Origin of the sequence: Arthrobacter sp. EM1, from assembly GCF_029964055.1 — a bacterium.
Taxonomy (GTDB): Bacteria; Actinomycetota; Actinomycetes; order Actinomycetales; family Micrococcaceae; genus Arthrobacter.
In genome coordinates this window covers 1,142,390-1,156,236 of record NZ_CP124836.1, presented here as the reverse complement: position 1 = coordinate 1,156,236, position 13,847 = coordinate 1,142,390, and the positions used below count along the sequence as shown (strand labels likewise).

Genomic DNA, 13,847 nt, shown 5'->3' with positions numbered 1-13,847 from the left:
CGGACGCACGCTAGCCGGATCCGTCGAGGACATCCTGCAGACGCCAGTGTCCGGCCACCGGCGCGAGTACCAGCCGAAGCCGTTGCTCCGGCCCGGCGCCGGCCTCGACCAGGACCGCGCCGTCGGGGCCGCGCTCCTGGTAGGGGGGTGTACTCGCGGTGACTGCCACCACCGCACGGGCGGAGCCGCTGCCTGATTCCGTGGCCACCCGGGTCAGGACGGTGCTGAACCCGGCCAGCACCCGGCCCGATTCCTTAAGCCGGGCACTGATCCGGATATCCGCCACGGCCGCTGTCGATCCCGGCACATTGACCTGCTCCAGCAGCAGGAAGTCGCCCGAGCTGAACGCCAGCGAGCGGAGCCTCGCCAGCCCCAGGACGGCGACTCCGGGATCCGGCGAAGCGAGCTGTGCCGTCACATCCGGGGGAACCGCAGCAGTTCCCCCGTCCGCCGCGGCGGATGCAGGCGCCGGGTCCCGGACCACCCCGGCATCTGAACGGGGAAACCCGGGAATCGGAGCCCAAAGCCCGGCGAAACCCCACGCTCCGGCCAGGGCCGCGGCGACGGCCAGTACCGCGGCGACGGCCAGTACCGCGGCGGCGGTCCGGAAGACTCTTCCCCGAGACGCACGGCCGCCAGAGGCGCGGCCCCCGGGCGCACGTCCCCCGGGTGCGCGGCGTGCCGCGTGCCGCGCGGCCGGATAAGTCGCGGCGAGAGGTGCGCGGCGGAAGCGGCCCGGCAGGGACCGGAACTGTTCCACGCGGCGCTCCCGTGCCGTGCCGGGCAGGGTGCGGCGGGTCAGCAGCTGGGGAAGGACCGTGGGGTGGACCGAGACCGAGAGGTCCACCGGCGCCGCCCCGGCGCTGCGATGAACGGCGGCCGCCAGTTCGCCGGCGGAGGGCCGAAGCCTGCGGTCCTCGTGAAGTCCGGATTCCAGCGCTGCTGCCAGCGCCGGCGGAACCCCGGGAACAAGCAACGGAAGCGGCGGCCGCTGCGGTCCGGGCTGGGGCGGGTGCCCGGTCAGGCAGTACCAGCCCAGGGCGGCGAGCGAATAGACGTCGCGCCCCGGCTGCAGTCCGGCCCGGACGGCGTCAACCGGCGCCGGGTCGCTGAAGCCCGCGGTCCCGGCCCCGGCCACAGCCCTCGCGTCGGCAACCATACGCGCTACCCCCAGATCAGCCAGCAGCGGTTTACCGTGCGCCGTGAACAGCACGTTGCCCGGTGAAACATCACCGTGGGTGAAACCAAGACCGTGCAGGTAGGCGAGGGCCTGGGCAATCGGCGTCAGCACCGTCACAGTCTCCCCCGGCCCCAGCGTTCCCCGTCCGGCCACAAGCTGCCCCAGTGAGCCGCCCGCCGCGTAGTCCATCGTCAGCCCCAGGCTGCCGTCCGCCGCGCCGTCCAGCCGGACAACACCGTGTGCCTTCACCAGGTGCCCGTGATCCAGGACGGAGAGTATCCGGATCTCGCGCCGGACCGCGTCCTCCATCTCACTTGGGCCAAGGCCGTCGCCGGCATTAAAGCACTTCAGAGCGAACTCGCGTCCGGTGGACTGTTCATTGACCAGCCACACCGTGGCATTGCCCCCGCGCCCCAGGCAGCGGCCGACGTCGTATCCGGGAACCGCCGGGGCACACGTGCCAGACCAGGTGTGATCTTCCATAGTCTAGGAATAGCGCAGACCGCAGAATCCTGCAGAAGTTATCCACAGGAGCGAGAGATTCGACACAGAATCGGCGCCCGGGGCGGCCGGGGTCTAAGCTGGATGCCATGGCTCTTGAGTTCTCCCGCCTGGGTTTCGCCCCGGAATTCGTCGAATATGCCCGAGGCTGGGACATCCAGCGCAACCTCCATCAGCGGGTCCTCGCCGGAACCGCACCCAGTACGGTCCTGTTGCTTGAACACGCCGCCGTTTATACCGCGGGTAAACGCACCGAAGACCACGAACGCCCGTTTGACGGCACCCCGGTGGTTCCCGTGGACCGTGGCGGCAAGCTCACCTGGCACGGGCCCGGGCAGCTCATCGGCTACCCCGTTATCAAACTCAGGAACAAAGCCGGCATCCGCGATTATGTGGAACGGCTGGAGGCTGTGATCATCGCCGTCCTGGCCGACTACGGAATCAATGCCGTCCGGATCAAGGGCCGCGCCGGGGTCTGGATCGAGCAGGACCGGAACGGACCGGCGCGCAAAATCGCGGCGATCGGCATCCGTGTCCACGAGGGCGTCACGATGCACGGCTTCGCCATCAACTGCAATAACGATCTCGCCCCCTACGGCCAGATCGTTGCCTGCGGCATCAGCGACGCCGGCGTCACCACGATCTCGCAGGAGACGGGCCGGGACGTCTCCCCCGCCGACCTCGTGTCGCGGATCATCGAAGAACTGCGCAACAATGAAGAAGCGCTAGTTGCAACCCATGAAGGAGCTCTACTGTGACCCTGGCACCAGAAGGCCGGAAAATGCTGCGTATCGAGCAGCGCAATGCGGCCACCCCGGTGGAACGCAAGCCGGAATGGATCAAGGCCAAGGTCCAGATGGGCCCGGAGTTTGTGCAGCTCAAGAAGCTCGTCAAAAAGGAAGGCCTCCACACCGTGTGTGAAGAGGCCGGCTGCCCCAACATCTTCGAGTGCTGGGAAGACAAAGAAGCAACTTTCCTGATCGGTGGCTCCGAGTGCACCAGGCGCTGCGACTTCTGCCAGATCGACACCGGCAAGCCCTCCCCTGTGGATGTTTTCGAACCAACCAAGGTGGCCCGCTCGGTCCTGGCGATGCAGCTCCGCTATGCCACCGTCACGGGGGTGGCCCGCGATGACCTCGCCGATGAGGGCGTCTGGCTCTACGCCGAAACGGTCCGCAAGATCCACGAACTCAACCCGGGCACCGGCGTCGAACTCCTGATCCCGGATTTCTCCGGCAAGCCCGAGCACATTGCTGCGATCTGTGACTCCAAGCCAGAGGTGTTTGCCCACAACGTTGAGACCGTCCCGCGGATTTTCAAGCGCATCCGTCCGGCTTTCCGCTACGAACGCTCGCTGGATGTCATCACGCAGGGCCGCAAGCTCGGCATGGTGACGAAGTCCAACCTGATCCTGGGCATGGGCGAGACCCGCGAGGAGATCTCCGAGGCGCTGCGTGACCTGCACGATGCCGGCTGCGACCTGATCACCATCACCCAGTACCTGCGCCCGTCCGAACGGCACCTCCCGGTGGACCGGTGGGTCAAGCCGCAGGAGTTCGTGGACCTGCAGCAGGAGGCCGACGAGATCGGTTTCCTCGGTGTGATGAGTGGACCGCTGGTGCGTTCCTCGTACCGGGCCGGCCGGCTCTGGGCCACCGCGATGCGCAAAAAGGGCTGGGAAATCCCGGCCGCGCTCGCCCACATCGAGAGCTCCGGCAGCACCCGCCAGGAAGCCAGCTCGCTGCTCGCGGCGCATTCCTGAGCCAGCGCCGACGAAGGCCGTTCACGGCCGGCACCGGGGAAATCCGGCGTCCGGCCCTCCGGCGCAGATCACGTAGAATGTAAGGCACTATGGCGAATTCCCCTGATCCCAGCAACTCCACTCCGGCTTCCGACACCCCGAAGCGTGGCCTTTTTTCGCGTAAGCCCAAAGTGGCCAAGGTCAAGAAGCCGAGCCGCCTGAAGCAAATCGGCGAGGTCTTCCAGATGACCCGCCAGCACGATCCGATGGTCCAGTGGCTGATGCTCCTGGCATTCCTCGGCGTCATCGCTGTCAGCTTTTTTGTCGGGTTCCTGCTGGATAACTGGATTACCGGGCTGATCATCGGCATCCCGCTGGGCGTCCTCGCGGCCACCCTCATCCTCTCGCGCCGCGCCGAACGTGCCGCGTTCGCGCGGATCGAAAACCAGCCAGGTGCCTCGGGCGCGGCAATGGGCACGCTCAAGCGCGGCTGGATCGTCGAAGAGCAGCCTGTTGCGGTTAACCCCCGCACCCAGGACGCCGTCTTCCGCGCCATCGGCCGTCCCGGTGTTGTACTCGTCAGCGAGGGCCCCAGCGCCCGCGTCAAGCCCCTGCTCGACGCCGAACGCAAGCGCCTGGGCCGCATCCTGCCCAACGTCACCATCCACGTTATTGAAAGCGGCCGCGGCGAAGGCCAGGTTCCGATCAGCCAGGTCGCCAAGAAGATGACCAAGATGAAGAGCGAACTGACGAAGCTCGAGGTCAGCACGGTCTCCAAGCGCATCTCGTCGCTGGGCAGCCGCCTGCCGATCCCCAAGGGCATTGATCCCTACAAGGCCCGCCCGGACCGCAAGGCATCCCGCGGACGCTAAGCCACACGCCAAAGACCAGGGACGCCCCGGTAACCGCCGTTAAGGCCGGCCGCCGGGGCTTTTCCGTTTTACCAGACTTCCCTGACCAGACTTTCCCCTGTCCCGCCGGGACCGAACCTGGAGACTCCGCCATGAAACTGCCCTCCACTCCTGCCGTGATCCGCCTCTTCCGGGCACTGGCCATCGCCGAAGCTTTTAGCTGGGCCGCTCTGCTGATAGGCATGTTCCTCAAGTGGGTCACCCGGACCACTGAGCTCGGTGTGGAGATCGCGGGTCCGATCCACGGTGCCTTCTTCATCGGCTACGGAATCTCAGCGCTGACGCTATGGAAGATGCAGCGGTGGCCGTTCCGGGCGGCCCTGTTCGCCGGGTTGTCCGCGGTGTTCCCTTTCGCCACGATCGGCTTTGAGCGCTGGGCCGGACGCCACGGTTACCTGGACGTGCCCGCCGGTAAAGGCACACCGACGCCGGCACGCCAGACGGCCGGCACGTAGCCTTACTCCCCCGTCCGCTCCGTCGCTCGCGGGTTAGGGGCGTCGAGTCCGCACGGAAGCCGCGAGCCGTCAGCCGCAGCGTCCCGCAGATGGCTACATCCGGACCAGGACTGTGTTCATGGCCTTGTCGTGGAGTCCGCGGTGGTCAGGGTCGAAGATGACAGCCGGGATCACCAGGCACAGGAGGACGCTTCGGGCCAGGGCGGCCAAGGGGCCTGCGGGGCCGCCGCCGAGCCGGATCACATGGATCCCCACGATGCGGTGGCCGATGCTGTAACCAAGGGCGCCCACCAGCAGCGCCTGCTCGATCGCGAAGACGGCAAGCGTAGCCCAGGAATCCCCGGCGAACGCGAAGTTGCTGATCAGCAACGCGATTCCCCAGTCAAGGCAGATGGCCAGAATGCGTCGGCCGGCGCGGGCAATCGACCCCGGTCCGGACTCGGGCAGGCCCAGTCGCTCCCCCGGGTACTTCGAAATGCCGGAGGTGTCCGGCCCGCTGAGCCATGAGCCTATGTCTTTACGATCAACCACGCTCCAAGCCTATCGGCATTGGGCGGCCGCGCCGCTCTGTTCAGAGTGTGGACCTTCCGAGGCCACACTCTGGTCACGGATAGGCCACGTTGTGGACAGCGACTACCGTTTACCTGTCAGGGCATTCTGTAACGTGCCGGAAACAAAGCGGACACCATGGGGAAATCCCGTGTCCTTAGGGTGGTAACAGTTGCCGGCGGCACAGGAGCGGGGCACACCATTGTGTTTTCCCCGCTGCCGGACTGCGCTGGACCACGCGGCCTATGGCCGGATCTTTCACATGCATAAGGAGCATAGATGTTCAAGACTGCGGACGAAGTCCTCAAGTTCATCAAAGACGAAGACGTAAAGTTCGTCGATATTCGCTTCACCGACCTCCCCGGCGTTCAGCAGCACTTTAATGTGCCGGCCAAGAGTGTCGACGCGGACTTCTTCGTCAATGGCCAACTCTTCGACGGTTCGTCGATCCGTGGCTTCCAGGGCATCGCCGAGTCGGACATGCAGCTCATCCCGGACGTTACGACGGCGTTCCTGGACACGTTCCGCATGGAGAAGACTCTTGCGTTGAACTTCTCGATCGTCAACCCACGCACGGGTGACCCGTACCACCGCGATCCCCGCGGCGTGGCTGAGAAAGCGGAGGCCTACCTGGCTTCCACCGGCATCGCCGACACCGCCTTCTTTGCGCCGGAGGCTGAGTTCTTCGTCTTCGACAACGTCCAGTACCAGTCTTCTCCGCAGGGCAGCTTCTACAAGATCGACTCCGAGGAAGCTCACTGGAACACCGGCCGCGAGGAAGAGGGCGGAAACCTCGGGTACAAGACCCCGATCAAGGGCGGCTACTTCCCGGTCTCCCCCACCGACAAGCAGGCCGACCTCCGCGATGCCATGTGCATCGCCCTGGACGAAGCCGGCCTTGAGGTTGAGCGCAGCCACCACGAGGTCGGTTCCGCCGGCCAGGCTGAGATCAACTACAAGTTCACCACCCTGACCCACGCAGCTGATGACCTGCAGAAGTTCAAGTACGTCATCAAAAACACTGCCGATGCCTGGGGCAAGTCGGTCACCTTTATGCCGAAGCCGGTTTTTGGTGACAACGGTTCGGGCATGCACTGCCACCAGTCGCTGTGGACCGGTGGCGAGCCGCTGTTCTACGACGAAAAGGGTTATGCGGGACTCTCGGACATGGCGCGCTGGTACATCGGCGGCCTGCTCAAGCACTCCTCTGCCGTGCTCGCGTTCACCAACCCGACGGTGAACTCCTACCGCCGCCTGGTCAAGGGTTTCGAAGCCCCGGTCAACATGGTTTACTCGCAGGGCAACCGCTCAGCCGGTATCCGGATCCCGATCACGGGCTCCAACCCCAAGGCCAAGCGCATCGAGTTCCGCGCACCGGACCCCTCCTCCAACCCGTACCTGGCCTTCGCGGCCCAGCTGATGGCCGGCATCGATGGCATCCGCAACCGCATCGAGCCGCCCGCTCCGATCGACAAGGACCTTTACGAGCTCCCCGCCGAGGAAGCCAAGGACATCCCGAAGGCGCCCGGCACGCTCGAAGAGGCCTTGGATGCCCTGGCCGATGACAACGAGTTCCTCCAGGCCGGCGGCGTCTTCACCCAGGACCTGATCGACACCTGGATCGAATACAAGTACGAGAACGAGATCCGTCCGCTCTCGCTGCGACCGAACCCCTACGAGTTCGAGCTGTACTACGGCGTCTAGGGCTTCCCGGCTTTCCGCAGTCCAGACGACGGCCCCCACCTTCCGGTGGGGGCCGTCGTTGTTTAATCAATTGCCGCCCGTTTGTCGGTCAGCGCTTGCCGTACTTCCTGTGCACTGCCTGCTTGCTCACGCCAAGGCAGGTTGCTATGGCTTCCCACGAGAGTCCCGCCCGGCGGGCGCGCAATACCGTTTCCGTCTCGGTGCGTGCCACCTCCTTGCGAAGTTCGGCCACAGCGTACAGCGCCTCCGCCGGACCCTTGCCGTCCATTGAACCGATCAGTGTTTCCATCAGACACCTCCTGGCGTCGAAGTTAGTTGACGAAGGCCCAAAAGTCAATGAAAGTTGACAAGAGGCTGCGACCATCAGAACGATCGGTAGAAGGTCCGCTGCGGTCCCGCGTCGCCGCCCAGATACTGGCCGTGGTCCGTGAAACCCGCGTTGCGGTAGGCGGCCCGGCCTGCGGGGTTAGCGTTGTTGACGGACAGCACCACGCCGGCCTGCGCGCCGCCGAGGGTGGCGGTGAGATGAGCTGCCGCCCGGACGGCCGCCGCAGCCGCCGCGGTGCCCAGGCCGCGGCCCTGCCGGTAGCGGTCGATCAGGAAACCGCGCAGCAGCCAAACGGAGTCGTCGTCGGCCCAGCCAGCCAGGGTCGCGGCCCCGCTCTGCAGCGTCAGGACCCCGACGGCGGCTCCGTTCCAGTCAATCGCGTACGGGTGCCGGGAGTCCTCTTCGAGCGCGATCAGCACCATCCGCAGCGGGTCACCAACGAACCTCTGCTGCTCTTCGGTGACGTTCAGTTCGGCGATTTCGCCCAATTTGATGGCGCGCGCGTCGTCGTCGAGGTTCTTCAGTGGCAGCAGCCACACAAGTTCAGGCATACCAAAAGCGTACCCACCCTGGCCGGATAGCAGCCGGGAGCCCGGATCGCCTCAGAGCGCCGCATCCTTGGGCGGCCCGGCCGGGTCCATCCAGAAGACCTCCCAGAGGTGGCCATCCGGGTCCTGGAAGCTGTGGGTGTACATAAAGCCGTAGTCCTGGGCTTCTTCGGACGGGGTTCCGCCGGCAGTCAGGGCGGTCCTGACCAGCTCGTCCACGGCCTCGCGGCTGGCCAGGGAAAAGGACATAATGGCCTCGGTGGCGCTGCGGGCATCAGCGACGGGCTTGGCGGTAAAGGTCTTGAAGTATGCCTCGACGAGCAGCATCACAAAGGCATCGTCGTTGACAATCATGCACGTGGCGTTTTCGTCGGTGAAGTCAGGGTTGAAGGAAAAACCCAGTGCGCTGAAGAATGCGACCGACTTTTCCAGGTCCCTGACGGGGAGGTTGAGGAACATTTGCTTGGCCATGGCCCAAAATTAGCACCGTCACCCGGCGCCTGCCAGCCCCAACGCTCCCCCTCAGGAGCGTGGGTCAGAGCACCTTGGAGAGGAAATCCCGGGTCCGCTGCTGCTGGGGGTTACCGAAGAGCTCCTCCGGGGCCCCCTCTTCACAAATGACACCGTCCGCCATAAAGAGGACCCGGTCCGCTACTTCGCGGGCGAAGCCCATCTCGTGGGTGACAAGCACCATTGTCATGCCCTCGGCCGCCAGGTCCTTGATGACCTGGAGCACTTCGCCGACCATCTCAGGGTCCAAGGCCGAGGTCGCCTCATCGAAGAGCATAATGTCCGGATTCATCGCCAAGGCACGGGCGATTGCCACCCGCTGCTTCTGGCCACCGGAAAGTGACACCGGCCGGGCATCCGCTTTCTCGGCCAGCCCCACACGCTTGAGCAGCTTGACTGCGTTGGCCAGGGCCTCGCCCTTGCCCTGCTTTTTGGATTCCACCGGCGCTAGCATGATGTTCTCAAGCACGGACATGTGCGGGAACAAGTTGAAATGCTGGAAGACCATACCAACGTGCCTGCGGACTTCGTTGATGTCCACCTTGGGGTCCGTGACGTCGAAGCCGTCCACCGTGACCTGGCCGGCGGTGACGTCTTCAAGCTTGTTGAGGCAGCGCAGGAAGGTTGACTTGCCCGAACCCGAGGGTCCGATGACGCAAACGACCTCGCCTTCGCCAACTTCGGCGGTGATGCCTTTGAGGACCTCGTTTGATCCGAAGGACTTCTTCAGCCCGCGGACGGAGATTTTACTGGGTGCAGTGACTGCCGTGCTCATTTGTTGAACCTCTTATCCGCGACGTTGGCCAGCTTGGTCAGCAGCATAATTACCACGAAGTACAGGACCGCCACGATCAGCAGCGTTTCGGTGATCCGGAAATTTCCTGCGTAGATCTGCTGGCCCTGATAGAGAAGTTCGGCGAAGCCGATGGCCAGCAGCAGGGAACTGTCCTTGAGCATGATGATCAGCTGGTTGATCAGTGACGGTGTCATAATCTTGAAGGCCTGCGGGACCACCACCTTTTGCATCGACTTGGCGTAGCCCAGGCCGAGGCTGCGGCTGGCTTCGAGCTGGCCAGGGTCCACGGACTGGATGGATCCCCTGACGATCTCGGTAATGTACGCGCCGGAGTTCAGGCTGAGGGTCAGCACACCGGCGACCCAGATGTCGATCGGCGCACCGGTAAGCTGCGGGATGCCGAAGTAGAAGAAGAAGGCCCAGACCAGCAGCGGCGTGCCGCGAAAAATGCTGACGTAGGTGGTGGCGATACCACGCAACACGAGGCTGGTCGAGATCTTCAGGAAGGCCATCAGCAGGCCGACGACCATGGCGACGGCGAACGAAATTCCGGTGACCAGGACTGTGTTTCCCAACCCCTTCAGCAGTGCCGGGAAGCTGTTGATCAGGAGGTCCCAGAAGCTGGACTCGACGGCCTGGGCCGGGTCCTTGAGGTACTTGTCGAGGATTTCCTGGTACTTGCCGCTCGATTTCAGGTCCGCGAGGCCGGTGTTGAAGGCCTGCAGCAGTTCAGGGTTCTGGCCCTTATTAACGGCGAATCCGTAGGAGCCGCCCTTTTCCTTCTCGGACACCGCCTTAAGGCCGTTGTTCTGGCTGATGCCATAGGCCAGGACCGGGTAGTCATCAAAGACCGCGACGGCGTTGCCGGATTTGACCAGCTCGTACATCGTGGCGGACTGGTCCAGCGACTTGACCGTAAAGCCGTACTGTCCTGCGATGGATTTGGCGAACGTCTCCCCTTCGCTGCCGGTCTTGGCCGTGACGGTCTTGTCCTTAAGGTCTCCGTAGCCCTTAATGTCCGTGTTGGCTTTCGCGACAGCCATCTGGACGCCCGACTCGAAATAGGGTTCGGAAAAGTCGTAGATCTGCTTGCGCTGATCCGTGATGGACATTCCGGCGATGACACCGTCCACCTGGTTGGAGGACAGTGCCTGCAGTGCGGCGTTAAAGCCAAGCGACTTGATCTCGACGGCAAAACCCTGGTTCCTGGCGATCTCCCGGATGATGTCCATGTCGATGCCGGTCAGCTCGCCGCCGGTGTCGCGGAATTCAAACGGGGCGAAGGTGGTGTCCGTGCCGATGACGAATGTCTTTCCGGACAGGCTCGACGGCGTCGCGCCGGCCTGTGCCGCGGCTGGTGCTGCGGAGTCCGGTGCCGCGGCTGCGCCGGCGGCACCGAAGAACATTGCTGCAACTGCGAGCAAGGCTCCGATTACAGCGGTGGTCCGCCCTCTGGCGGCCCCGTTCTGCTGTGTTCTGGGCAAGAGTAACAACCCCTTGTTGATGAGCGGATGGAGTGCACGGCCAGACACGCAAAGCCCGGCCAGACATCCCTAGAGATTACCCGCATTCACCGGTCCGGACAGCGGCTGATCCAGAACGGCGGCGTTACTGGCCGTAGAAGACCCGTTCGAAGACCCCACGCGCCCGGCGGCTCAGCCGCAGGTAGTCCTCCTCGAGGGCTGCGGCGTTCCCCTGCCCGTAGCCGCACCAGCGGGCCACGGCTTCCAAATCCCGGCGCGAGGACGGCAGCACGTCCGAGGCCCTGCCGGTCCAGACCACATTGGCCGACCGGATCCTGCTGGCCAGCCGCCAGGCCCGGAGCAGGATCACCACATCGCCCGCTTCGAGCAGTCCGACGGCGGCAGCTTCCTCGAGTGCCTCGACGGTGGAGGTCGTCCGCAAACCGGGATGTTTCCCGGCGTGCTGCAACTGCAGCAGCTGGGCCAGCCACTCGACGTCGCTGAGGCCGCCGCGGCCCAGTTTCAGGTGCCTGGCGGGGTCCGCGCCGCGGGGCAGCCGCTCAGCTTCCACCCGGGCCTTGACCCGGCGGACCTCCCGTGCATCCTGCTCGGAAAGCAGCTCCGGGTAGCGGACCGGGTCGATGAGCGCTACGAAGTCAGCGGCAAGCACGTCGTTGCCGGCCATCGGGCGGGCGCGGAGCAGCGCCTGCGCCTCCCACACCAGTGACCACCGGCGGTAATACTCCGCGTAGGACTCCAGCGACCGCACCATGGGACCGCTTTTGCCTTCGGGCCGCAAATCGGCGTCCACCAGCAGCACGCGTTCGGCGAGGATGGCAGGCTTCAGCGGCTGGGTCAGCAGGCTGGAGAGCCTGCTGACGATCTGCAGCGCCTGGTCCTGGGCCTCTGCCTCGGGGACACCCGGCAGCCCCCGGTGCACATACATCACATCCGCGTCCGAGCCGTAGCCGATCTCCCGGCCGCCCTGCCGGCCCATGGCGACCACCAGCACGTCCGTCTTGAGCGGCGCCCCGGCAGCCACCACGGACTCCGCGACGCGCAGGGCACCCAGGACCGCGGCCCGGTCGGTGTCCGCCAGCGCCGCGCCGACCTGGTCCTGGTCCAGCAGCCCGGCGCTGTCCGCGATCGCAATCCGCAGGATCTCCCGCCGCCGGATCAGCCGGATCAGCCGCATGGCGCTTTCCGGCTCCGCGTGCCGGGACATCTTCGACGCGATCTCAAGCCACTGTGCCGCGAAAGTCAGCGGGACCAGTTCCTTGTCCGAGCCAAGCCACGCCACAGATTCCGGCGACACTTCCAGCAGGTCGGCAATCAGCCGGGAGTTGGAGAGCACGTGGCAGAGCCGCTCGGCGGCCGCCGTTGAATCCCGCAGCATACCGAGGTACCAGTGGGTGGTTCCGAGCGCCTCGCTGACCCTGCGGAAGGCCAGCAGGCCGGCGTCGGGGTCCACGCCCTCCGCGAGCCAGCCGAGCAGGATCGGCAGCAGCTGCCGCTGGAGCGCAGCCCGGCGGCTCACACCGCCGGTGAGTGCCTCGATATGCCGCATGGCGCCCCTCGGATCGAGGTACCCCAAGGCGGCGAGGCGCCCCTGCGCGGCTTCCGGGCTGAGCCGGGCTTCCTCGCTGCTCAGCGCTGCGGCCGTGTTGAGCAGCGGACGGTAGAAGATGCGTTCGTGCAACTCCCGCACGGAGCGTTTGGTCTTGCGCCAGACCGCGACCAGGGCGTCTGGTTTGGGCCGTTCGCTGGAGAAAGGCCCCAGCATAGCTTTGGCGAGGGCCCGCAGCGAGGCTTCCTTGACAGGCATCAGGTGGGTACGGCGCAGCTGGAAGAGCTGGATCCGGTGTTCAAGCAGCCGGAGGTAGCGGTAGGCGCGATCAAACTCGGCGGCATCGGAGCGCCCGATGTAGCCGCCGGCTGACAAAGCGGCGATAGCCGAAGTGGTGTCCCGGCACCGGAGGGACTCATCGGATTTGCCATGCACCAGCTGCAGCAGCTGGACAGTGAATTCCACGTCCCGCAGCCCTCCCCGGCCCAGCTTGATCTGCCGCTGCTCCTCCTCGGCGGGAATGTTTTCGGTGACCCGTCGGCGCATGGAGCGGACGGACTCTACGAAACCTTCACGGCCGGCGGATGACCAGACCAGCGGGGCAATGGCTGCCTCGTACCGTGCGCCGAGCCCGGTGTCCCCGGCAATGGTCCGGGCTTTGAGCAGGGCCTGGAATTCCCAGCTCTCGGCCCAGCGTGCGTAGTAGCTCTCGTGCGAGGCAAGGGTTCTGACCAGCGGTCCGGATTTGCCCTCCGGACGCAGGTTCGCGTCCACCTCCCACAGCCCGGGTTCCCGGCCCGTGGACATAATGGCCCGGGATATACCGGCCGCCAGGGCCGTGCCGATCGTGTTGGCCCGCGAATCGTCCAGCGAGCCGGACTCGATGACGTAGATGACGTCGACGTCGGAAATGTAGTTCAGTTCCCGGGCGCCGCACTTGCCCATACCGATCACGGCCAGCCCGACGTCGGCCACTTCGGCCGCGCTGAACTGCTCGCCAGCTTCGGCCCGGGAGACCGCCAACGCTGCCTCGATTGCCGCGCCGGCGAGATCGGCGAGTTCGGCGCCGGCGGCCGGCATAAAGTCCAACGGGTCCGCGGCACAGATGTCTTTGACGGCGAGCTCCACCAGGCCGCGCCGGTACTCCGTGCGCAATGCCTCGTAGCCCTCCTGCCCGGTCACCAACGCGACTGGGCGGCTGGATTTCGGATCGGCCCGCACGGAACGCAGCAGCCGATCGCGCAGCACCGCCGTCTCTGCCTCCCGCGGTTCGGGGCCGGCCTTCACGTCGAAGGCGTTCAGGTGCTCCGGATGGCGGATGAGGAACTCGCCGAGCGCCTCGGACGCACCCAAAACCCGGTACATGGGCTCGCTGCGGTCCAGGTCCGCGACTGCCAGCCGGCGCAGATCGTGGTGTTTTTCGATCAGCCTGACCAGTGACTGCAGGGCCGTGTCAGGGTTCGCGGCAAGCTGCAGGCCGGCGAAAAGGATGTCCTGGTCCAGGCCGTCCAGCTCCGGGGCGGCCAGGAACCTTTCGCTCTTCTCCAGATCGCTGAAACCCGCGGCTATCAGGCGTCGTGCCAGACTCACCCGG

Annotated in this window: 13 protein-coding genes; 5 read left to right on the top strand and 8 right to left on the bottom strand. The window is 65.4% G+C overall.

The window, feature by feature from the left end:
* Positions 1-10 precede the first annotated feature (10 nt).
* On the bottom strand, positions 11-1,663 hold the full coding sequence (locus QI450_RS05145; protein WP_226773303.1) for a serine/threonine-protein kinase: 1,653 nt from the start codon (positions 1,661-1,663) through the stop codon (positions 11-13).
* A gap of 107 nt (positions 1,664-1,770) precedes the next feature.
* On the opposite strand from QI450_RS05145, the gene lipB reads away from it, so the two are divergent.
* The 4 genes from lipB (at position 1,771) to QI450_RS05125 (ending at position 4,788) form a co-directional block, all read left to right on the top strand.
* The gene (gene lipB, locus QI450_RS05140; RefSeq protein WP_226773304.1) at positions 1,771-2,439 is read left to right on the top strand and encodes a lipoyl(octanoyl) transferase LipB; all 669 of its coding nucleotides are present in this window, start codon (positions 1,771-1,773) and stop codon (positions 2,437-2,439) included.
* Positions 2,436-3,443 carry a lipoyl synthase gene (lipA, locus tag QI450_RS05135; RefSeq protein ID WP_226773305.1) on the top strand — a complete coding sequence of 336 codons (1,008 nt, stop codon included), beginning with the start codon at positions 2,436-2,438 and terminating at the stop codon, positions 3,441-3,443. The genes lipB and lipA overlap by 4 nt, the downstream gene beginning before the upstream one ends.
* Positions 3,444-3,532: 89 nt before the next feature.
* Positions 3,533-4,294: a DUF4191 domain-containing protein gene (locus tag QI450_RS05130; protein ID WP_226773306.1), complete on the top strand. Its 762-nt coding sequence runs from the start codon at positions 3,533-3,535 to the stop codon at positions 4,292-4,294.
* Between the two features lie 131 nt (positions 4,295-4,425).
* Positions 4,426-4,788 (top strand): DUF3817 domain-containing protein, encoded by a 363-nt coding sequence (locus QI450_RS05125; RefSeq protein ID WP_226773307.1) that lies wholly within the window; start codon positions 4,426-4,428, stop codon positions 4,786-4,788.
* 93 nt (positions 4,789-4,881) lie between these two features.
* On the opposite strand, the gene QI450_RS05120 is transcribed toward QI450_RS05125, so the two are convergent.
* A complete protein-coding gene (locus QI450_RS05120; RefSeq protein WP_226773308.1) occupies positions 4,882-5,319 on the bottom strand; it encodes an RDD family protein in 438 nt (145 codons plus the stop codon).
* A gap of 297 nt (positions 5,320-5,616) precedes the next feature.
* Here QI450_RS05120 and glnA point away from each other — a divergent pair, with 297 nt between their 5' ends.
* On the top strand, positions 5,617-7,041 hold the full coding sequence (gene glnA / locus QI450_RS05115; RefSeq protein ID WP_226773309.1) for a type I glutamate--ammonia ligase: 1,425 nt from the start codon (positions 5,617-5,619) through the stop codon (positions 7,039-7,041).
* 88 nt (positions 7,042-7,129) lie between these two features.
* On the opposite strand, the gene QI450_RS05110 is transcribed toward glnA, so the two are convergent.
* The 6 genes from QI450_RS05110 to QI450_RS05085 form a co-directional block, all read right to left on the bottom strand.
* On the bottom strand, positions 7,130-7,330 hold the full coding sequence (locus tag QI450_RS05110; protein WP_226773310.1) for an AsnC family protein: 201 nt from the start codon (positions 7,328-7,330) through the stop codon (positions 7,130-7,132).
* Between the two features lie 74 nt (positions 7,331-7,404).
* Positions 7,405-7,920, bottom strand: a complete 516-nt coding sequence (locus QI450_RS05105; protein ID WP_226773311.1) for a GNAT family N-acetyltransferase — start codon at positions 7,918-7,920, stop codon at positions 7,405-7,407.
* Positions 7,921-7,971: 51 nt separating this feature from the next.
* Complete coding sequence (locus tag QI450_RS05100; RefSeq protein WP_226773312.1) at positions 7,972-8,388, bottom strand: VOC family protein; 417 nt, start codon at positions 8,386-8,388, stop codon at positions 7,972-7,974.
* A 64-nt stretch (positions 8,389-8,452) separates the two neighbouring features.
* The gene (locus QI450_RS05095; protein ID WP_226773313.1) at positions 8,453-9,202 is read right to left on the bottom strand and encodes an amino acid ABC transporter ATP-binding protein; all 750 of its coding nucleotides are present in this window, start codon (positions 9,200-9,202) and stop codon (positions 8,453-8,455) included.
* A complete protein-coding gene (locus QI450_RS05090; RefSeq protein ID WP_226773331.1) occupies positions 9,199-10,629 on the bottom strand; it encodes an amino acid ABC transporter substrate-binding protein/permease in 1,431 nt (476 codons plus the stop codon). Before QI450_RS05090 ends, QI450_RS05095 begins: the two co-directional genes overlap by 4 nt.
* Before the next feature lie 202 nt (positions 10,630-10,831).
* Positions 10,832-13,843 (bottom strand): bifunctional [glutamine synthetase] adenylyltransferase/[glutamine synthetase]-adenylyl-L-tyrosine phosphorylase, encoded by a 3,012-nt coding sequence (locus QI450_RS05085; protein ID WP_226773314.1) that lies wholly within the window; start codon positions 13,841-13,843, stop codon positions 10,832-10,834.
* Between the last annotated feature and the right edge of the window lie 4 nt (positions 13,844-13,847).

Excerpts from the sequence above, each read along its gene's own strand:
- glnA (WP_226773309.1), top strand. The coding sequence starts at position 5,617 with ATGTTCAAGACTGCGGACGAAGTCCTCAAGTTCATCAAAGACGAAGAC.
- lipB (WP_226773304.1), top strand. The coding sequence starts at position 1,771 with ATGGCTCTTGAGTTCTCCCGCCTGGGTTTCGCCCCGGAATTCGTCGAA.
- QI450_RS05110 (WP_226773310.1), bottom strand. The coding sequence starts at position 7,330 with ATGGAAACACTGATCGGTTCAATGGACGGCAAGGGTCCGGCGGAGGCG.
- QI450_RS05095 (WP_226773313.1), bottom strand. The coding sequence starts at position 9,202 with ATGAGCACGGCAGTCACTGCACCCAGTAAAATCTCCGTCCGCGGGCTG.
- QI450_RS05145 (WP_226773303.1), bottom strand. The coding sequence starts at position 1,663 with ATGGAAGATCACACCTGGTCTGGCACGTGTGCCCCGGCGGTTCCCGGA.
- QI450_RS05100 (WP_226773312.1), bottom strand. The coding sequence starts at position 8,388 with ATGGCCAAGCAAATGTTCCTCAACCTCCCCGTCAGGGACCTGGAAAAG.
- QI450_RS05130 (WP_226773306.1), top strand. The coding sequence starts at position 3,533 with ATGGCGAATTCCCCTGATCCCAGCAACTCCACTCCGGCTTCCGACACC.
- QI450_RS05125 (WP_226773307.1), top strand. The coding sequence starts at position 4,426 with ATGAAACTGCCCTCCACTCCTGCCGTGATCCGCCTCTTCCGGGCACTG.
- QI450_RS05090 (WP_226773331.1), bottom strand. The coding sequence starts at position 10,629 with ATGTTCTTCGGTGCCGCCGGCGCAGCCGCGGCACCGGACTCCGCAGCA.
- QI450_RS05105 (WP_226773311.1), bottom strand. The coding sequence starts at position 7,920 with ATGCCTGAACTTGTGTGGCTGCTGCCACTGAAGAACCTCGACGACGAC.